The sequence below is a fragment of the Pedobacter sp. 22226 genome (assembly GCF_052045455.1).
Taxonomy (GTDB): Bacteria; Bacteroidota; Bacteroidia; order Sphingobacteriales; family Sphingobacteriaceae; genus Pedobacter; species Pedobacter jeongneungensis.
Window position 1 is genome coordinate 603832 of sequence record NZ_JBQEPB010000001.1, and the last position, 18736, is coordinate 622567.

The window sequence follows — 18736 nt, forward strand, 5'->3', positions numbered from 1 at the left end:
GCCGGGGGACTAAAATAACAGCCGTTGAAATATATCAGGGTACTGCCCCGGTTTTACCTGGTATCGGTCCGCCGGTGGGGCAATTTTGTACTGTCGCCAAGGCAATGGGGCCCGGTGAATAATTCAGGATTATGTTGGCACAATTTACATGGGGACAGTTTTTATGCTGTTATGGGGCAGTAAGCCTGCTGTGGTATCTGGGACTATTGTTTACCGCATACCGAAAAGAGGCATTGGAAATGCTGGGCATGGATGCGGATGCAGGCCATAGAGAGGGGATCTTAAAGTTTAAGTCAGGGGAAGAAAAGCCCGTAGGGCATCGATCAGGTGATGCTGCTATGGAAGGAAAGGTGGAGGATTTTGAGGCTGGGATGAGGACCGGTGCGGAACGGGTAAAAGACAATAGTGGAGAAGTTCCGGAAAAGGACCAGGACGATGGGCTGATGGGCAAGGTGATGCCGCAACAGGGGCTGGAGCGGATTGAAACAGGATGTCCTGCGTTTGCACAGGCCGAAAAGGAGCGTGATGGGGAAATAGTTGAAGAGGCAGGTCAGGTGTTAGGTGGCGGGCTTTATGAAGACCTGGTTGGAGGGATCAGGGAAATCTATTCCATACTGGCGGCCAATGATGGGAATAAACAGGACTTTTTCGGGATGGTTTCGCAGCTAAAGGAGGAGATGGGACCGGTGGGATCAAGTCCTTGTATACTGAAGGTGAATGCTTTTATCAGGGATAGTGCACCCTTTGCCATTAGCAAGCAGGAACTGGAAAGTCTGTGGGACTGACCACAAATGCCCGTTTCATAATAAGTTTCAAACCAATTATCGTGAGTAGAATATTTTCTGACCAGGTTATTTCCTGGTGTAAGGAGAAAAGACCGATTGAAACATGTTTGGGACTTGGGTGAAAGCAGGAAATAATGCAGGGGTGTAAGGTCCTAAACGCATGATTAGCTTTTGAGACCAGGTTGATACCGGGTTTAAGAACAGGGGTAAAACGTTCGGTAGATAGAAATAAAAAACAACAAAATTTTTAAGGATAACATTTAGGTTTTGAGAAATGGGATATAGGTATAAGGTGAGGAAAAAGCAAAAAAGGGGATATTTTTTAAGGATGATCTACATTTTCTCCATGCTGCTTTTTGTGGTGGCAATAGGCGTACAGGCGCAGGATGGGAATGCAGGGATACAGGAAGCGGCGAATAAGGTGAAGGGGTATTTTGATACAGGTTGTGACCTGATGTATGCCATCGGTGCAGTGGTCGGGATCATAGGCGCTGTCAAGGTCTTTAACAAGTGGAATGCGGGAGAGCCGGATACGAACAAGGTGGCGGCGGCATGGTTCGGGAGCTGTATATTCCTGGTGGTAGTGGCCACGGTGCTGAAATCATTTTTTGGGATATAGTGATGGCCAGGGTATTTCAGATCAATAAGGGTGTTTCGAGGCCGATTGTTTTTAAGGGTTTAAAAGCACAGTATATCGCATATCTCGCTTTGGGGCTGGTTTTGCTGCTGATTGCTTTTGCGGTATTGTATATATCAGGGCTGTCGCTGTATGTGATCCTTCCGGTGATATTGGGATTGGGGACGCTATTGTTTTATTCGGTGTTTGCACTGAGCAGAAGGTTTGGGCAGTATGGGCTGATGAAGTATCTGGCGAGGAGGTCGCTGCCGAAGGTGATTGTTTTCAGATCGAGGAGGGCTTTTACTTCGCTCAAAAGGAAGATATAGCATATCGATTTCTGCTAAAAGTATAGCTTATTTTTTTATTTACTGGGTTTAGACTTGGTGCCAACCTATAGCAAAAAAAAGGTGAATTCCCGGATGATCGTGGGACTAGGTTGGAACCTGGTTTTGACCGGGCAAATAAAGGCAGGATTAAGGTGAGATGAGGGGATGGGACTGGGTTAGTACCTGGAATAATACCAGGCAAAAAATTAATAAAAGTTTAAAGGCATTTAAAAAATGGTCTCATGATCGAATCAGCAAACATATTTCCAATTTATAAGATCGAAAACGGTTGTATCCTATCACGCAAAGGCGACATCACTTATGCCTACGAGCTGAAACTGCCTGAAATATTTTCGCTGTCGGCCAGTGATTATGAGGCTTTCCATGAAGCGTGGGTGCGGGCGGTACGCGTGCTGCCGGAATATTCTGTGGTACATAAACAGGATTGGTTTATAAGGGAAAAGGTGGGTGCGGATTTTGATGCCTGTGGTGAGGGGTTTTTATCACGGTCATCCGAGCGGTATTTTGCCGAAAGGGAGTATCTGGAACACAGTTGTTTTTTGATGCTCAGTAAAAGGCCGGTGGGTAAAAGGCTTTCGAGTTCTGCTTATAGTAATATCCTGCGCAGGAGCCTGGTTCCTGTTGAGGTTGTGGACAAGGTTGCGGTTGAAGATTTCAGGGACAGGTGCAGTCAGTTCTGCCAGATTTTGATGGATAGCGGTTTTGTGGAAGTTAAGGCGCTGGGGGATGATGAACTGGCGGGAACTGCTGTTCGGCCTGGGTTGCTGGAAAGGTATTGCTTTTTGCTGGGCTGGAATGAAATGAGCGTAGTGCGCGATATCAGGGTGAAAGATGGACTGATGGTAGGAGAACTTCCTGTTGAACTATATACTTTGGGTGATGTTGAATCATTGCCGTCTATCTGTGGCAGCAGGATCGATTATGATGCCTACTCAACCGATAGAAGCCGTTTTTCGATTGGTTTTGCCGCACCCTTGGGCCAGCTGCTGGATTGTGAGCATATCTGCAACCAGTATGTGTTTGTGGGGGATGCGCAAGAAACGATCAAACGGCTGGAGGCGAAGAAGTTGAGGTTGGGTTCACTGGCAGGATATTCAAGGGAGAATGCAGTGGCCAGTGATGCGGTCAATGATTACCTATCTGAGGCGGTAGCGATGTCGAGGATACCGGTGAAAGCGCATTTTAATGTCCTGGCCTGGTCAAGGGATATGGCAGGGAGAAGGGAGATCAGGAACAAGGTAGCTTCCGCTATGTCACGTCTGGATGCGGTGGCAAAGCTGGAGAGTGATGGTGCAGCCCAGATCTGGTTTGCGGGGCTTCCGGGCAATGCGGCTGATTTTCCGATGAACGACAGCTTTGATACTTTCCCAGAGCAGGCGGCTTGCTTTTTTAACCTGGAGAGTAATTGCCGCTCGTCACTTTCCAGCTTTGGATTGCGTATGGGGGACCGGCTTTCAGGGCGGCCATTGCATGTCGATCTATCGGATGAACCGATGCGTAAAGGCTGGATCACTAACCGCAATAAGTTCATTATCGGTGGTAGCGGTAGCGGGAAAAGCTTTTTTACCAATCACATGGTGCGGAGCTATTATGAGAAAGGCACCCATGTACTGATCGTTGATGTGGGACATAGTTACCGTGGGCTTTGCGATCTGGTGGGCGGCTATTATTTTACCTATAGTGAATCCGATCCCATTGCCTTCAATCCGTTCTTTTTGGGAGAAGGAGGATTGCTGGATACCGAAAAGAAGGAAAGCCTGAAAACGTTGCTCCTTTCGCTATGGAAGAAGGAAAATGAGGAGTACAGGCGTTCGGAGTATGTGGGCTTGAGTAATGCGCTGACCATGTATTTCGAACATTTATCGGTCTCAGCTGATGTTTTTCCATGTTTCAATAGCTTTTATGAGTTTTTAGGGAGCGGTTATTCCAATGCGCTGAAAGATCGTGGTGTAAACAGCCGAGATTTTGATATCCAGAATTTCCTTTATGTGCTTGGCCCTTACTATAGGGGTGGTGAATTTGATTATCTATTGAACGCAAGGGAGAATCTGGATCTGTTACAACAGCCCTTTATTGTCTTTGAGCTGGATGAGATCAAGGATCATCCGATACTGTTTCCGGCAGTGACACTGATCATTATGGAGGTTTTTATTTCCAAGATGAGGAAGTTGAAAGGTGTGCGCAAAATGATCCTGATCGAGGAATGCTGGAAGGCAATTGCAAAGGAGGGTATGGCGGAATACATCAAATATCTTTTTAAAACCGTGAGGAAGTTTTTTGGGGAAGCGGTAGTAGTGACGCAGGAGGTGGAGGATATTATTTCGTCTCCCATTGTAAAGCAGGCGATTATCAATAATGCGGATTGTAAGATCCTGCTGGACCAGAGTAAATACCAGAACAGGTTTGAGCAGATTCAGTCATTGCTGGGCTTATCGGATAAGGACAGGTCACTGATCCTGTCGATGAACAGGGCCAATGAGCCTGGAAGGAAGTATAAAGAGGTGGCTCTTGTGCTGGGAAACCATTCGCAGGTGTACCGGACAGAAGTGTCGGTCGAGGAGTACCTGACTTATACGACAGAGGAATCGGAGAAAATGCGCGTGCAGGAGTATGCGCAGCGATATGGATCGATGCGTAAGGGGATAGAAATGCTGGCGAAAGAGATGTGTGAAGATAGTTAATGGCCACTATTTTAATCGAAAGGCAATTTTCATTTAATGACCAGGATTTAACGGGGTTTCTTTTGGGCGGATGAAGGAAACCAGGTTTAAACCAGGTAAGAAATAATAAAGATGATGATTTAAATATTGAAAGATATGAAAGGGAATTTTTTATGGCCAGGAATAATGCTGGGATTAGTTCTAACGGCGTGTAGCGCACTAGTAGGTAAAAGTGTGCTCGAGGGTACTTACGTTAACCACAGTCAAGGAAAATACAGTATTGCCGATGATACGCTAGAGGTAGAGAATGGTGAAGGCAATCTGGTAATGATCCACCGCAGGACTGGTTTCAGAAGGTTGACCGATGGTAAACCGGGCAAAAAAGAATATGAAACAGAGGAATGGAAAGCGGTATGGGACAAGGATGAGGGTGTTTTAAAGGAACTACGGAAGGGTAGGCTATTGTATCTGGATCAGGATTCAGCCGGACTTGTGTTGGGAAAACGGGTTTACAGGAAAGTAAAGTAAGAATTTAAACAGGATGGTGTAACATGAATTGGATCAGGAAGATGAAAAAGTATATGGTGATCCTGCCGGTGAGCGCGATGACGCTGTTTGTGTCGGTGCCTAAAGGTGCCAGTGCGCAGATTGCGGTGCTGGAGGTTATCAAGGCAGGGGTTAAAAAGGTGATCAAAGCGGTGGACCTGAAAGTGCAGCGTTTACAGAACGAAACGATCTGGCTGCAGAATGCGCAGAAGGTGCTGGAGAATCAGTTGTCGAAGCTGAAGCTGACCGAGATCGCGGATTGGACGGAAAGGCAGCGGAAGTTATATGCGGAGTATTACGAGGAGTTGTGGAAGGTAAAAGCGGCCATCAGTTATTACCGGCAGGTGAAGTCGCTGACGGAAAAGCAGGTGGAGATTGTGAATGAGTATAAATGGGCCTGGGGGCTGTTTTCTAAGGATAAACATTTTAAAGTGGATGAGCTGGAAAAGATGGGGCAGGTGTATTCGGGGATATTGGAAGAGAGCCTGAAGAACCTGGATCAGATCCTGCTGGTGGTGAATGCCTTTAAAACACAGATGAGTGATGGGGCGAGGCTAGAGATTGTGTATAAAGCCAGTGAACAACTGGAAGATAACCTGCGTGACTTAAAGCAGTTTAATACACGGAATGCGATGGTCAGTATCGAGCGTGCGGCATCGGCAGATGAGGTGGTGGTACTGAAAGAACTGTACGGTGTGCAGTAATAGATTGAGGTTTGTTGCAAAATATTAATGATATGCCTGGTGGATCTGGGTTCGTTTCCGGCACAGTAAAAGCGATAGGATGGGCAGCGTGCGGATAATGAGCCCAGTGAAATCCAGGTCAATAATGGTCAAGCTGGTGTTTAGCTTATTGATTGTATAGGCTTAGGTATAAGTGTTTTTTGATATGCAAGGAGTAATTAGCTGATCAATAATCTTTAGCGAAACATTCAATGTCTTGCGATCAGAATTTATGCTGAGTTTTTGATATGCCAGGAGAAATACTGGTTCTAAAATGGTGGAAATAATATGAGTGGAAAAATAGGTTTGGGTCAGGAACCGGGTTTAAAGCCAGGTCATAAAAAAAGAGCAATAGGGGTTGGTTGCATCCTATTGGTATTATTTAGCATGAGTGGTTGGGCTTACGGCCAGACCTTCGGGGAGTTTTTTAACCAGAAGAAAACACAGCGGAAATACTTTGCTGAACAGTTGGCTGCAATTCAGCTATATGCGGGTTATATCAAAAAAGGTTATGAGATCGGCCGTAACGGAATCCAGGCGGTAAGGGATATTACCAGTGGTGAGTTCAGTCTGCATAATGCTTTTATTTCTTCGCTTTCAAAAGTAAGCCCGGTGATATCCAGGCATCAAAAAGTGGCAGAGGTGATTGCCATGCAATTGGAAATGGTGTCCGTCTTTAGGTCGCTGGCAAAGCTGGATAAAATCGAGCCCATGACAATGGCCTATGTCGCATCAGTTGGTGGTAGCATGCTGGAATCGTCGCTGTCGGATATAGAGGTGTTGATAGTGATTATCACCTCAGGAAAGTTGGAATTGGATGAAGAGGAACGCCTTAGAAGACTGGATGAACTGCGTGCATCGGTCGAAGAAAAGTGCCGTTTTTTAAGGTGGTTTCGTGATGAGGTAATTTCACTTAATCATCAAAGGGATAGAATGTTGAAGGATGCCAGTACAATTGGAGGTTTATATGAAAGGTAAGAAATTGGTTTGGTTTGAGGTGTCTTATGGCTGGGCGGAGTGGTCCGCCGCCCGGCATAAGATTAGGGGATTGCTGTCATTTTTTTTGATGGTATTGTTTGCGGGTGTTTTTGTGCCGGGTAAAGCCAGGGCACAAAGCGTGGAGGTTGAGCAGCTATTGATCAATGTCGAGAAATTGACCCAGTTCAAAAACATACTGGAAGATATGAAGAAAGGCTGGGAGGTGGTATCCAAAGGATATCAGGCCGTGAAGAACATTTCTGAAGGGAATTTTTCATTACATGAGGTCTTTCTGGATGGGTTGATGCTGGTGAGTCCCGAGGTCAGGAAGTACCATAAGGTAGCAGATATTATTACGGCGCAGGGGCGGATTGTGAAGGAATATAGGGCTGCCTTGAAGGCCTTTAGGATTTCTGGGGTATTCAGGGATGGGGAACTGGATTATTTTGCCAGGGTGTATGGTGGATTGTTTGAGCAGAGTGTGGCGAATCTGGATGCCTTGGTGACCGTGCTGACTGCCTCGGAGCTGAGGATGAATGATGATGAGCGCCTGAAGGTAATCGATAGGCTGTTTGATGAGATCGAGGATCAGCTGGGTTTCCTGCGGAGTTTTAACGGGCAGGTCGTGCAGTTGAAAATGCAGCGGGAGCGGGCAAAGAAATCTATTGAGGGGATGCAGTCGGTGTATGGGCAGTAGTTTGCCTGCTATTTATTCTCTTGTTTTTTCTCTTTCTGCTCGGTTTAGACTTGGTTCCGGTATGGAGAATGAAAGGGGCTAGGTTTGAATCCTGGTCAATAATATTTAATAAAAAGGTATGAAAAACATTTTTACGCTTGGACGGAGTAGGGCTCCGCTCATGGTGCTCATGCTCATTTGTATAGCGACGGTTGCGAATGCACAAGGTGTGGCGGGTACGATCAATGGCATGCAGCCAGTATTGGATCGGGTCTATTCAGAGATGTTGCCGATGTGTTCACGGCTGATCGGAGTGGCAAGGGGGCTTGCAGGCTTTGGTGCCATGTGGTATATCGCTCACCGGGTATGGAGAAACATTGCATCGGCAGAATCGGTGGACTATTATCCGCTGTTGCGGCCTTTTGGACTTGGGATGTGCATTATCATGTTTCCTACAGTAATTGGGATCATGAACGGGGTATTGCAACCTACGGTTTCTGCGACAGGACAGATGGTTTCGGATAGTAATAGAGCAATTGAAAGGTTGTTAAAAGCAAAGGAAGAGGCGATCAAAAAGAGTAAATACTGGCAGATGTATGTTGGAGAGAGCGGAATGGGGGATTCGGATAAGTGGTATAAATATACCCATCCCAAAGATCCTGGCCGTGATGAGGAGACTTTTTTGGATGGGCTGGGCAATGACCTGCAGTTTTGGATGGAAAAACAGAGTTATAATTTTCGCAACTCGGTGAAGACCTGGCTCAGTGAGGTGTTAGAGGTGCTGTATGCAGCAGCTGCATTGTGTATCAATACCATCCGCACTTTCTTTCTGATCGTGCTGGCGATACTGGGCCCATTGGTATTCGGTTTTGCGGTCTTCGATGGCTTTCAGCAATCGCTTACGATCTGGATAGCGCGCTACATCAATATCTTTTTGTGGCTGCCAGTGGCAAACATCTTTGGGAGCATTTTGGGGAAGATCCAGCAAAACATGTTAAAACTTGATCTCTCGCAGATCGAGGCGCAAGGCGATACCTTTTTCTCCGCTACTGATACCGCATACATGGTGTTTCTCATTATTGGTATTGTAGGCTATTTTTCTGTTCCAAGCGTGGCCAATTACATTGTCAATGCCGGTGGTAGCAATCCCATTTTGAGCAAGATGAATGCTATTGTCACTGGTACGATTTCAACAGGGACTAAAGTGGTTACGGGGGCTGGTGGCATGGCTATGGATGCTTATGGGGATATGGCGCGTAGGCAGGCCGGGGGTTATAGTTCGGATGCTTCGGGCGATTATTTTAAGGATAATGGTGCAGGGTCGGCGCAGCAGAAAAGGATTTGAGGTAAAAGCTAAAAAAAAAGGAGGAGAGATGAGCTTTGAGCAGTTGAGGAATATCGACAGCGCTTTTAAACATGTAAAGGCTTTGAGTATCGGTGCTATTGTGGTCAGTTTTTTATGCATGGTATTCTGCATTTACAAGAGTTACCAGTTGGTGGGTAAATCAGCAGAGCGGATTTATGTACTGCATAATGGTAAGGTGCTGGAAGCATTGGCAGCGGACAGGAGGGCGAACCTGCCAGTAGAACTGCGGGATCATATCCGCACCTTTCACGGGTATTTCTTTTCGGTCAGTCCTGACGATGGGGCGATTAAAAGGGATATGGATAAGGCGCTTTACCTGGCGGACGAGTCGGCAAAAAAAGAATATGATAACCTGCGCGAATCCGGTTTTTATAACCGGATGATTGCGGCCAATATTTCACAGGAAATCGAAGTGGATAGTATTGCATTATCGCTGGATAATTACCCTTATAAGTTCACCTGTTTTGCCACTGAAAAATTGGTGCGCAGTAGTGGCATTTCCTATCGCAAACTGGTGACGGCGGGAGAGGTCAGGGCGCTGGAAGATCGGAGTGATGAAAATCCGCATGGCTTTTTGATCCAGAAGTGGCAGACGCTGGAGAATAGGGATGTGGTGCAGAAATAGGGATGCTAAGATCGTATAGTTTACAGATATCTTGTTTGATAACAATTTATTGGGTTGTCATAATTGAAGTAGATTATGTTTGTATGTTTTGTATGTGGCTGATAATTAATATTTTATTTTGTAAATGTGAAATGTTTTTTGCCTGGTTGGACGTGGGAATAACCCAGTCAATCCTGGTGAATATAAGTCGTAAGATATTATATAATAAATAGTTAATGTGTTTAATAGATGGAGAAAAGTAAGCAAGATGTTTTAAGAGAGAATCCTATGGCTGACCGGGCCAGTAATCATTTGGGTAGCATTATCCGGTCGTGTTTGCTTCGGTTGGAAAGACGATTTGCAGACTATTTAAATCGTAAATGCCGAGAGGTATCGGGAAGGATTTTGCTGTTCGGACTAATCGCTTTTTGTGCGTTTGTAACATTAATCTGCCTGGGGCTCGTCCTGGGCAGGATCAAATAAATCAATAAAAGAATAGGTATGGAAAATCATGGAAAGAGGGATGCCAGGAAGATTTTGCTGGCGCTTCCCCTATTGGGCTTGCCGTTTATGGCGCTGGGCTTTTATGCACTGGGCGGTGGTAAAAAAACGAGGTCGGATGTGGTTGCTGCCGGGATCAACACTACTTTGCCCGATGCGAAGCTGAAGGAAAAGGAATCGGAAGGAAAGATCGGTTTTTATGAGGTGATGCAGGCCGATTCGGCTAGGCGTGTTAGGGAAAATGGCTTTGGAGAGCAGGTATCAGTGACTAATAGTGGGGAAGCGCAGGCCAAGGAATTGGAAGATAAATTGGGGTTGCTGCAAAAGTCACTGGCAGCACCAGCCACTGGTACCGAAAGGGTAGACAGATCGCGCAATATTGAGGTGCCAGGTATGAAAACAGATGTGGACCGATTGGAGCTGTTGATGAAAAGCATGCAGGATAAAAAGACCGAGGATCCGGAAGTGACCCAGCTCAATGCGATGCTGGAAAAGATCATTGAGATCCAGAATCCCGGCCGAGTAGAAAGCGCAGCGCCGGTTGTTAAGGAGGGTGAAAAGCTGTTCGCTGCTATTCCTGCCCTGATTGCTGAGAAGCAGAAAGTGCGGGAAGGTGCGGTGCTGAAATTGATCTTACTCGATAGTACTGTTCTTAGTACTTTGATGGTGCCGGCAGGGCATGAGCTGTTCGGGCTTTGCAAGATTACCAATCAGCGCTTGCTGGTGGATATCAAGACGGTGAGGCTTGGAAAAATGATATTGCCCGTGGACCTGAGCTTGTATGGGCTGGATGGGATTCGTGGTCTTGAAACTGGTGAACCGGTGGTGGCCCAGTCGGCATCAGCTGGAGCAGACGATGCAGTGCGCGGTCTGCAGCTTTTGGGGATGGACCAGTCTGTGGGGACGCACCTGGCCAGTGCGGGCATTGATGCAGCCAAGGGGCTGGTCAGCAAAAAAGTGGGTTCGGTGCGGGTCAGGATACCAGGGGGCATACAGGTGCTGCTCAGGGATAACACTAAAAAATAATTAATGAGATTTCTAACCAAAAATAAATGATGATGAACGAAAACAATATCAGGGGGCTAAAGGAGGAACTCATAGCCCTTGGTTTCAGTCAGGAGATTGGCGACAGAATGCACGAAAGTATCGCGCTCGGTATCAGTTCTTTTACCTTGCGTGAGCAGTTGCAAGGACTCAACGGTCCGGTGGATCTGGACCTACATTTCCGCCAGTCCAATAAATCTGAATATTACTATTTCAATAAGTTCGAGGCTACGCAGAGCAAAGGGTGGAGCTTAAATGAAGGGGAACAATATTTTGTAATAGCCCCCTTAGCAGAGGGGAATCTAGGATTAAAATTACAGACACCAAGGGTGGCAGAGGCATTACAGGAGTTTAAAAGGCACGAACAGACCGCGCAGCTAGGTTTTGGCCAATCACTGGAAAAAGCGCAGCTGATCGTAGAGCGGGTAAATGGAAAACTCTCTGAAATACCAGCCGAATTTATTGCCACTTACCGCAATCCGCCTGTGTCCCAGACCATGTGGGTGGATCGGGGAAAAGGGTTTACCGCCCAGCATGCCGTAAACCTGATAGAAGGAAGGAGCGTTTACCGGGATGATCTGATGAGTCAAGCCGGTACACCCTACAAAGCATGGGTAAAACTGGATTTGGATGGTGAGCGAGATAAATACCAGAACTATTCGATGAATACCTATAACGATCCTTCATATGGCTTTGATCTCAGGGCGTCATTGGGCAGTTATCAGATCAATGGGATGGAAAATAAGACCATTTCAGATGGGATCATGGAAGCCCTTCGTAATGGTGACCGCGCACTGGTATCCATTGAAAAGGGAGGTAAGCTGGAACCTGTCTATCTGGAAGCAGCCCCGCGCTTCCTGCAGTTGAACCTATACAATAAGGAGGGAAGATCACTCAAACGCGAGGATTACCAGAAACAATTGGCGCCACAGGTCGCGAAAGAAAAGAGTAAACACCAGAAGCAGTCTGTTAACCGCCAGATGGGGATTTAATAAAATTTATTACTTTAGCTGGCTGCAAAAGGCAGTGAGACCTATTGTTAAACATTTAATCAAAATCAAAAAATGGAAAAATTTGAAAAAGTTAAGGAGCTTGTAGCAGCTGTTGAGGCAGATGCGGTAAAGTTTTATGAAAATGGCAATGCGGCCGCAGGAACGCGTGTGAGAAAAGGTATGCAGGACCTAAAGAACCTTGCGCAGGAAATCCGCGCGGAGGTGACAGAGAAAAAGAACGCGAAATAAACATTAACTGTTTTGGGAATAGATGCCTTGGCCTGATTATAGGCCAGGGCATTTTTTTTGCATTCTGGTAATTGTCCTTATTAGGGACCTTAAAAAACATAATTATGGCCATTGTCATTTATGAGATCCCCGACATTGCGGCCTCATGTTGTAAAAAACAAACCGGTTGGATTTTTAATTTTACCGATCTGATGCTATATTCGCACCAATTAACACTCTATCATGCCAATCCCAGTTAATCTAAAGGAAACCCCTGCCCAGCTCTTTAAGCGCCTTCAACAGGCTGACGATAATCTCAATGGCCAAAATATCTCCAAGACAATGTCTTTTGGGTTCAGTCCATCCACTGAAATCAAGAACCTTTTGGAACCGGGGCCGGTCAATATTGGGGGGATTGAGTGGGATTTCGAATGGAACAACGGCATTAGATCCCTTGTAAGACAGGGATTTTATAAAATAATAGGTACCCCATTTGTGAGAGATATTATCGATCTTGAAACAGGTGAAAAAATACCGACATGGAGCAGTGAGGTGATCTATTGCCCACATCACAGCCATCATCATTTGTATTTCAGGTTCTTGGCCAATATAGGCCCGATGTTAAATGTGGAGGCTATTGGCTACGATTTTAGGGCAGATGATTTTAAAATGGTGACCTCCAAAGCATATCCCGATAAAGCTGCTTTTTTCAAAAAAATGTTAAATAAAGTATTTTATGTATCCCAACAACAGTATGTAAATGGGAGATCAAAACAAACCGTCTGGTTCGTATTTAAATAAATCAACTAGAGTAGGCCACTGCTGAAAGCATTTGGTATTACAAAGAAAGATAGCTTGAATCCCTCTCAAATTTTCACCATGCCAAATAAACATAAATACCAGGAGCATAACTTCGGAAACGGGTTTGAAACCCACAATTCTATTTTGGATACTGTTCCTTACGATCCTGAAGTAATATTCATTGGTACCTATAATCATGGTTGGTCGTGGAATCCATCGGACTTTTTCTATGGTCGCGGTATGTACATGTGGACAATACTTGGTAATCTATTCCTGAATAACGGCAACCATTGGACCGCGCCGAGGACCGCTTTAAATGATATACCCAGCCTTGAAACGATTTTCAATATATGTTCAAAAGGAAAGATTGTTTTCGCTGATATAGTCAAAGGTGTAAACGAAGACGTTTTGGCAATAGAGCTAGAAGGTGAAAGGTGTGTGCTAGTAGACAATGAATACCGGTGGGAGTCGAGGTTAATTGGAAATAAAAAAGTTGGGGAATACTCAGATACCCACTTGGATAATCTTGCTGCCAGTGGCTACCTGGATGATAACGTAGGGGCAATCAATGATTACATCAATAATACAAAATCCATCAAACATGTTTACTTCACGTTTAAATCAGGTGCTTGGATTGTCGAGAAGTTAAATGCTATCAGAGGTGGAATAAGAGAAGGGGTATCTGCAAATCCTATATTTTCTCCTACTGGAAATGGGTTTGGAACAAATATCGGGTTTCCTTTTAATGAAAGAGCTTGGAGCCTGGCACATTGCTGGGTACGGAACGGGCTCGGACATCACGTAGATATTGACAGGCCCGGATACGGACATCTGGATCATCAATGGCTAATTGAGGCAGGGGTAAATCCTGATCATTTTTAGGATGCTGGACCTAGCAAAATTTACCGATTTGGAACTGATCGATATGTTTATCCAAATCAATAGGGAATTCAAAAGAAGGCAGTTGACCAGGAGTGGTAATTTTACAGGTGATTATGGAGAAAACATTGCTTTAAAATATTTCTCTGCCCATAAGGATTTACCCAATCTGGTTTTGGAAAAACAGGGCAACCAGCACGTTGATGCCCGTGACGGACAGGGAAACAGATATGCAATCAAGACGATTACCGGTAAAACCACGGGCGTTTTTTACGGCCTTAACCCACCAAAGTCTTTGAAGCCTCACAAGATCATATTTGATTATGTGGTAATTGTGAAGCTGGATAAAAATTTCTTGCTTGAGAAGGTACTGCTCCTGGACTGGAGTGGCTTTATTTTGAATATGGGATGGCATAAGACGATGAAGGCCTATAACCTAACACTGGGTAAAAAGCTGGAACAGTATTGTAAAATCTACTATGGAACACCAATTGTCGGGAGGCAGCAGGATTAATTTATTTCAAAAAAAAACATACGGATGCAGGGTTATTGGAAATATTACGATCCAAAATTTGATTGGAAAACCAGATCTTCTATTTTAAATGCCGATCTAAAATCAACAATTAGAATGTTGCAAGAGCAGGGCTTTTCGGCGGAAGAGTCCCTCAAAATATTTAATTCCGGATATGTCGGTTTTGAAAATGAGGATATCATTGTTGATAGGTTTTATGGCGGAGCATTTTCCTCTTATGACAATATCACCAGATTCTCGATCACTGGGATCAAAAATAATATTTTACGCCCACCAAGTTCCCGGATTAAGGTGCAAAAGGTTAAATCTTTCGACGATCTGAAGGTAGTCATTGCGAATTCTGACTATACAAATGGAAAAGTTGTTTTTCGTGGTCAAAACCAAAACTACTTTGTTAACAGGGAAATTAACAATCCTTATTACACTATTGAGGATTACGGGGAAATTTCACTTTTACCATCCATTTGGAGAAGGATGTACGAGGTAAACCCCCAGTCATTTACCGATTTTTCAACGTTGTCATTACTTGAATGGACGAATATTTTTTACTCGGCTTTTGATTTAGACGAGATTGAAAAACGGCACAAGCAATTGATAGAGGAGGGGGAATCAATATTCACCATGTCTGAAATGGAAGATTGTAGTGATAAACTTTTAAGAGAATTCGGGAAGTTCAGGTTAGATATCTCGATGGGAATGAATCATAATCTAGCAACCAAATTAACTACACTTTTGCAACATTATGGACTTTATTCTCCCGTTCTTGATTTAACTGAATCTTTAGAGGTTGCTATTTTTTTTGCAACACACAAATATGAAAGAAAAGCGCCATATTCTACATACCAGTTCATTGGTTCCAATAATAGGCAGTCCGTTATATATTTACTGAGATTTGATAGACGTGAAATGGAAAGGCACGATGAGCGTGACAATTTTTTAAAATATTTAGAACCACAACGTCCAATTAAACAGAAATGTGTGATATGCCAAAGTGACCAATATGCTATTAACCGGCCAGCGTGTTTTATAGAGAAGGTGCTGGTTTTGGATTTTGATATTGAAAAAAATATTTCTGGAATAACTGCAGAAGATATTTTTCCGAATCACAAAGTGGACAAATTTCTAAATGCTATATATGATAAATCCTTTAATAAAGAAATGATTACGCGATTTTGATAACTAATGCCTGTTCTTATGACGGCTAATATTGTCAATGGAATTATTTGAAATTCCTACCTCCAGGAATAACTGATGCTGTTATGCTTGATTTTTGCTGGCTATCTTTACTGCCTGTGGGATATGGTGCAGTCCGTTCGTCCGACCTGGAAAAAGACACTGCCGGGAAATCGCTGTTTTCTTCCCTGTCGATTGATCTGAGCATAGCAGTAAGGTCAAAGCAGCGTTTGACAATCACATGGATTACTTCCCCTTCGATCTGCAATTTGCCCTCAACCATAAGCAGGCGGGATTGGATGATCTCTTTGCGGTATTTTTCGAACAGGTTTTCAAATACAACCAGATTGTTAAAACCTGTCTCATCCTCTATCGTAATAAAACATACCCCTTTAGCCGTTCCGGGCCGCTGACGGACCAGGACCAGTCCGGCTACCTTTACGGTCTGGCCATCTTTTGCGTGGGCTAGATCCTTTGTGGGAAGGACGCGTAAGAGGTTTAACTGCTCACGTACGAAACTGACCGGATGTGCCTTTAGTGAAAGGGAGGTTGAGGCATAGTCCTGGATCACATGTTCACCTTTGCCCATCAGGGGAAGGGTAGCCTGAACTTCCATAGTACTTTCTGAAGGCTGGTTTTCAAAAAGGGCCACAGGGCGGTCTGCCATTGCCGAAACTTCCCAAAGGGCCTGTCTTCTGTCCAGACCAATGGAGCGGAAGGCATCAGCATCGGCAAGTCTTTCAAGGGCAGACAGGCTGACCCCAACATCCATCAGCTGGTTGATGTGACTGTAAGGAGATTTCCGGTTTATCGTTAAAGCCTCCATATCCTCTTGCCTGATGCCCTTAACCTGGCGAAACCCCAGTCGCAGAGCATGGTAGTTGCCGGATTTTTCTTCGAGTACATTATCCCAATAAGAATGGTTGATATCAACCGGCCTTACCTTTACGCCGTGCTTTTGCGCATCGATTACGATCTGCGCAGGCTGATAAAAACCCATGGGCATGCTGTTGAGCAGGGCGGTAGCAAAGACATCGGGGTAGTAGCACTTTAACCAGCAGGAAACATAGACCAGTAAAGCGAAGCTCGCGGCATGGCTCTCGGGAAATCCATAACTGCCGAATCCTTCAAGCTGTTTGAATACCCTTTTGGCGAAGTCTTCTGTATAACCTTTGCTGGTCATACCTGTTATGAGTTTTTCTTCAAATTTGGTGACCATACCTTTGGCTTTAAAGGTGGCCATGCTTCTGCGGAGTTCGTCCGCTTCAGCAGGAGTGAAGCCTGCGGCAACAATGGCGATTTTCATGGCCTGTTCCTGGAAAAGCGGAACGCCGAGTGTGCGGTGCAAGATTTCTTCAAGTTCTTTGGAAGGGTAATCTATCTTTTCTTCACCATTACGCCTTCGAAGATAGGGATGAACCATGTCGCCTTGGATGGGGCCGGGACGGACGATGGCCACTTCGATCACCAAATCATAAAACTTTTTTGGCCTCAGGCGTGGGAGCATGGACATCTGGGCACTGCTTTCGATCTGAAATACGCCCAATGTATCTGCGTGACTAATCATTTCATAAACCTTTGGATCTTCCTTTTCATTAATCTTAGCCATGGTCAGGTCCAGGTTGTAGTGCTGCCTGGCCAGATCGAATCCTTTGCGGATACAGGTGAGCATGCCCAGGGCAAGCACATCAATTTTGAGAAATCCTAAAGTGTCGATATCGTCCTTGTTCCACTCGATATTTGTACGGTCTTCCATTCGGGCATTAAGAATGGGGCAGAGGTCAGTCAATTTGCCCCTTGTGATCACAAATCCCCCTGTATGCTGGCCGAGCTGCCTTGGAAATCCCATCATCTGCGCGGTAAGGCTGAGAACTTTCCGAAGTAAGGGGTCATTGGGGTTGAGTCCCTGTTCGGTCAGTTTTCCGCCCTCAAACCATTCATCGGTAAATTCCCAGATCGAGCTAGAGAGGCGGTTAATGGTATCGACCGATAGTCCCATCACTTTGCCTACATCACGGATGGCACCTTTTTGCCTTTGCTGGGTGACGGTGGCAACAATGGCTGCACGGTCCCTTCCGTATTTATTATAGATATATTGGATCACTTCTTCCCTGCGTTCATGTTCAAAATCCACATCGATGTCAGGCGGTTCGTTTCGGGCCGAAGAGATAAAGCGTTCAAACAGCAGGTCGAATTTGGTGGGATCGACAGAGGTGATACCCAGGCAGTAGCAGATGGTGGAGTTCGCGGCAGAGCCACGTCCCTGGCATAGGATTTTTTGCTCCCTTGCGAACCTGACAATGTCATAAACGGTAAGGAAATAGGAGGCATAGTTCATTTCCTTCACGAATTTCATTTCGTGGTTGATATTGTCGGTTACTTTTTTGGGCAGGCGTTCACCAAAGATTTCATGTGCGCCTTTGTAGGTCAGGTATTCCAGTTCCTGTTGCGGGGTCCTGCCTTCTGAAGTGATTTCTTCCGGGTAGATGTATTTTAGGCTGTCAAGACTGAAAGTGCATTTCTTTGCGATTTGTACGGCATTTTCAAGCGCATCGGGATATTGCCGAAACAGTCTTTTCATTTCCTCTTCCGGCTTTAAATGCCGTTCAGCATTCTGGAAAAGCAGGAAGCCTGCGTTGTGGATGGTGCATTTTTCCCTCACGCAGGTCAGCACATCCTGAAGTTCCCGCCTGCGGGGATGGTGATAGTAAACATCATTGGTAGCGGCCAGAGGAATGCCTGTTTTTTTGGAGAGCTGGGACAACCGGAACATTCTTTTCTGGTCTTCCCCCTGATAGCTTCTGCTAATGGCCAGGTAAAGGTTTTCGCCTAAACCATCTTTGTAGCTTTGCAGGTCAGCATAAAAGCTGGCCTGGAAATCAAAACCATCGGAAAGACTGTCCGGGGGTAGGGCAATAAAAATAATCCCCTTAGCATGTTCAAATACGTCCTTTTTGTAAAGTTCACAGCTCCCTTTTTCGGTGCGGAGATTGCCGGTGCTAAGCAGTGCGGACAATCTGCCGTAACTTTCCGTGTCAGTTGGATAGGCTAGCAGGGAAGGGCCGTCCATCAGGTTTAACCTGCAGGCGGGTATGATCTGGAAATCAAATTTTCTGGCAGCCGCATGCGCCCGAACAATTCCTGCAAGGGTATTGTGATCGGTGATGGCTATTTTTTTATAGCCCATTTTTATTGCTTCACCCACCAGTTCCTCCGGATGGGAAGCACCGCGCAGGAAGCTGAAATTGCTGGTGACCTGAAGTTCGATGTATTCCATTGCTTT

At 45.2% G+C, this 18736-nt stretch carries 18 protein-coding genes; 17 read left to right on the plus strand and 1 reads right to left on the minus strand.

Annotated elements, in window-relative coordinates:
* Nucleotides 1–371 precede the first annotated feature (371 nt).
* The 17 genes from ACTJKC_RS02630 to ACTJKC_RS02710 all read left to right on the plus strand — a co-directional run bounded on the left by ACTJKC_RS02630 (nucleotide 372) and on the right by ACTJKC_RS02710 (nucleotide 15456).
* Complete coding sequence (locus ACTJKC_RS02630) at nucleotides 372–785, plus strand: hypothetical protein (RefSeq protein ID WP_440790023.1); 414 nt, start codon at nucleotides 372–374, stop codon at nucleotides 783–785.
* A 328-nt stretch (nucleotides 786–1113) separates the two neighbouring features.
* Entirely contained in the window at nucleotides 1114–1404 is a 291-nt protein-coding gene (locus ACTJKC_RS02635; RefSeq protein ID WP_440790301.1) for a DUF4134 domain-containing protein, read from the plus strand.
* A 2-nt stretch (nucleotides 1405–1406) separates the two neighbouring features.
* Nucleotides 1407–1730 carry a DUF4133 domain-containing protein gene (locus tag ACTJKC_RS02640; protein WP_440790025.1) on the plus strand — a complete coding sequence of 108 codons (324 nt, stop codon included), beginning with the start codon at nucleotides 1407–1409 and terminating at the stop codon, nucleotides 1728–1730.
* 242 nt (nucleotides 1731–1972) lie between these two features.
* Nucleotides 1973–4432 carry a TraG family conjugative transposon ATPase gene (locus ACTJKC_RS02645; protein WP_440790027.1) on the plus strand — a complete coding sequence of 820 codons (2460 nt, stop codon included), beginning with the start codon at nucleotides 1973–1975 and terminating at the stop codon, nucleotides 4430–4432.
* A gap of 165 nt (nucleotides 4433–4597) precedes the next feature.
* Entirely contained in the window at nucleotides 4598–4939 is a 342-nt protein-coding gene (locus ACTJKC_RS02650; RefSeq protein WP_440790029.1) for a hypothetical protein, read from the plus strand.
* A gap of 23 nt (nucleotides 4940–4962) precedes the next feature.
* On the plus strand, nucleotides 4963–5661 hold the full coding sequence (locus tag ACTJKC_RS02655; RefSeq protein ID WP_440790031.1) for a conjugal transfer protein TraI: 699 nt from the start codon (nucleotides 4963–4965) through the stop codon (nucleotides 5659–5661).
* A 306-nt stretch (nucleotides 5662–5967) separates the two neighbouring features.
* Entirely contained in the window at nucleotides 5968–6657 is a 690-nt protein-coding gene (locus tag ACTJKC_RS02660; RefSeq protein ID WP_440790033.1) for a hypothetical protein, read from the plus strand.
* Nucleotides 6647–7354: a TerB family tellurite resistance protein gene (locus ACTJKC_RS02665; protein ID WP_440790035.1), complete on the plus strand. Its 708-nt coding sequence runs from the start codon at nucleotides 6647–6649 to the stop codon at nucleotides 7352–7354. Before ACTJKC_RS02660 ends, ACTJKC_RS02665 begins: the two co-directional genes overlap by 11 nt.
* Nucleotides 7355–7472: 118 nt before the next feature.
* Nucleotides 7473–8678: a conjugative transposon protein TraJ gene (gene traJ, locus ACTJKC_RS02670; protein WP_440790037.1), complete on the plus strand. Its 1206-nt coding sequence runs from the start codon at nucleotides 7473–7475 to the stop codon at nucleotides 8676–8678.
* A 28-nt stretch (nucleotides 8679–8706) separates the two neighbouring features.
* Nucleotides 8707–9324 (plus strand): conjugative transposon protein TraK, encoded by a 618-nt coding sequence (gene traK / locus ACTJKC_RS02675; RefSeq protein WP_440790039.1) that lies wholly within the window; start codon nucleotides 8707–8709, stop codon nucleotides 9322–9324.
* A 480-nt stretch (nucleotides 9325–9804) separates the two neighbouring features.
* Nucleotides 9805–10830, plus strand: a complete 1026-nt coding sequence (traM, locus tag ACTJKC_RS02680; protein WP_440790041.1) for a conjugative transposon protein TraM — start codon at nucleotides 9805–9807, stop codon at nucleotides 10828–10830.
* 26 nt (nucleotides 10831–10856) lie between these two features.
* Nucleotides 10857–11840 (plus strand): hypothetical protein, encoded by a 984-nt coding sequence (locus tag ACTJKC_RS02685; protein ID WP_440790043.1) that lies wholly within the window; start codon nucleotides 10857–10859, stop codon nucleotides 11838–11840.
* 72 nt (nucleotides 11841–11912) lie between these two features.
* Complete coding sequence (locus ACTJKC_RS02690) at nucleotides 11913–12089, plus strand: histone H1 (RefSeq protein ID WP_440790044.1); 177 nt, start codon at nucleotides 11913–11915, stop codon at nucleotides 12087–12089.
* A 222-nt stretch (nucleotides 12090–12311) separates the two neighbouring features.
* Nucleotides 12312–12869: a hypothetical protein gene (locus ACTJKC_RS02695; protein ID WP_440790046.1), complete on the plus strand. Its 558-nt coding sequence runs from the start codon at nucleotides 12312–12314 to the stop codon at nucleotides 12867–12869.
* 78 nt (nucleotides 12870–12947) lie between these two features.
* Nucleotides 12948–13751 carry a hypothetical protein gene (locus ACTJKC_RS02700; protein WP_440790048.1) on the plus strand — a complete coding sequence of 268 codons (804 nt, stop codon included), beginning with the start codon at nucleotides 12948–12950 and terminating at the stop codon, nucleotides 13749–13751.
* 1 nt (nucleotide 13752) lies between these two features.
* Nucleotides 13753–14262 (plus strand): hypothetical protein, encoded by a 510-nt coding sequence (locus ACTJKC_RS02705; protein ID WP_440790049.1) that lies wholly within the window; start codon nucleotides 13753–13755, stop codon nucleotides 14260–14262.
* 24 nt (nucleotides 14263–14286) lie between these two features.
* Complete coding sequence (locus tag ACTJKC_RS02710; RefSeq protein ID WP_440790051.1) at nucleotides 14287–15456, plus strand: FRG domain-containing protein; 1170 nt, start codon at nucleotides 14287–14289, stop codon at nucleotides 15454–15456.
* A gap of 43 nt (nucleotides 15457–15499) precedes the next feature.
* On the opposite strand, the gene ACTJKC_RS02715 is transcribed toward ACTJKC_RS02710, so the two are convergent.
* Entirely contained in the window at nucleotides 15500–18730 is a 3231-nt protein-coding gene (locus ACTJKC_RS02715; protein ID WP_440790052.1) for an error-prone DNA polymerase, read from the minus strand.
* Nucleotides 18731–18736: the final 6 nt, after the last annotated feature.

Coding starts and splice junctions, on each gene's coding strand:
- ACTJKC_RS02630 (WP_440790023.1), top strand. CDS start 372: ATGAGGACCGGTGCGGAACGGGTAAAAGACAATAGTGGAGAAGTTCCG.
- ACTJKC_RS02690 (WP_440790044.1), top strand. CDS start 11,913: ATGGAAAAATTTGAAAAAGTTAAGGAGCTTGTAGCAGCTGTTGAGGCA.
- ACTJKC_RS02705 (WP_440790049.1), top strand. CDS start 13,753: ATGCTGGACCTAGCAAAATTTACCGATTTGGAACTGATCGATATGTTT.
- ACTJKC_RS02700 (WP_440790048.1), top strand. CDS start 12,948: ATGCCAAATAAACATAAATACCAGGAGCATAACTTCGGAAACGGGTTT.
- ACTJKC_RS02645 (WP_440790027.1), top strand. CDS start 1,973: ATGATCGAATCAGCAAACATATTTCCAATTTATAAGATCGAAAACGGT.
- ACTJKC_RS02655 (WP_440790031.1), top strand. CDS start 4,963: ATGAATTGGATCAGGAAGATGAAAAAGTATATGGTGATCCTGCCGGTG.
- ACTJKC_RS02665 (WP_440790035.1), top strand. CDS start 6,647: ATGAAAGGTAAGAAATTGGTTTGGTTTGAGGTGTCTTATGGCTGGGCG.
- traK (WP_440790039.1), top strand. CDS start 8,707: ATGAGCTTTGAGCAGTTGAGGAATATCGACAGCGCTTTTAAACATGTA.
- traJ (WP_440790037.1), top strand. CDS start 7,473: ATGAAAAACATTTTTACGCTTGGACGGAGTAGGGCTCCGCTCATGGTG.
- ACTJKC_RS02635 (WP_440790301.1), top strand. CDS start 1,114: ATGATCTACATTTTCTCCATGCTGCTTTTTGTGGTGGCAATAGGCGTA.
- ACTJKC_RS02715 (WP_440790052.1), bottom strand. CDS start 18,730: ATGGAATACATCGAACTTCAGGTCACCAGCAATTTCAGCTTCCTGCGC.
- ACTJKC_RS02695 (WP_440790046.1), top strand. CDS start 12,312: ATGCCAATCCCAGTTAATCTAAAGGAAACCCCTGCCCAGCTCTTTAAG.
- traM (WP_440790041.1), top strand. CDS start 9,805: ATGGAAAATCATGGAAAGAGGGATGCCAGGAAGATTTTGCTGGCGCTT.
- ACTJKC_RS02685 (WP_440790043.1), top strand. CDS start 10,857: ATGATGATGAACGAAAACAATATCAGGGGGCTAAAGGAGGAACTCATA.
- ACTJKC_RS02710 (WP_440790051.1), top strand. CDS start 14,287: ATGCAGGGTTATTGGAAATATTACGATCCAAAATTTGATTGGAAAACC.
- ACTJKC_RS02650 (WP_440790029.1), top strand. CDS start 4,598: ATGCTGGGATTAGTTCTAACGGCGTGTAGCGCACTAGTAGGTAAAAGT.
- ACTJKC_RS02660 (WP_440790033.1), top strand. CDS start 5,968: ATGAGTGGAAAAATAGGTTTGGGTCAGGAACCGGGTTTAAAGCCAGGT.
- ACTJKC_RS02640 (WP_440790025.1), top strand. CDS start 1,407: ATGGCCAGGGTATTTCAGATCAATAAGGGTGTTTCGAGGCCGATTGTT.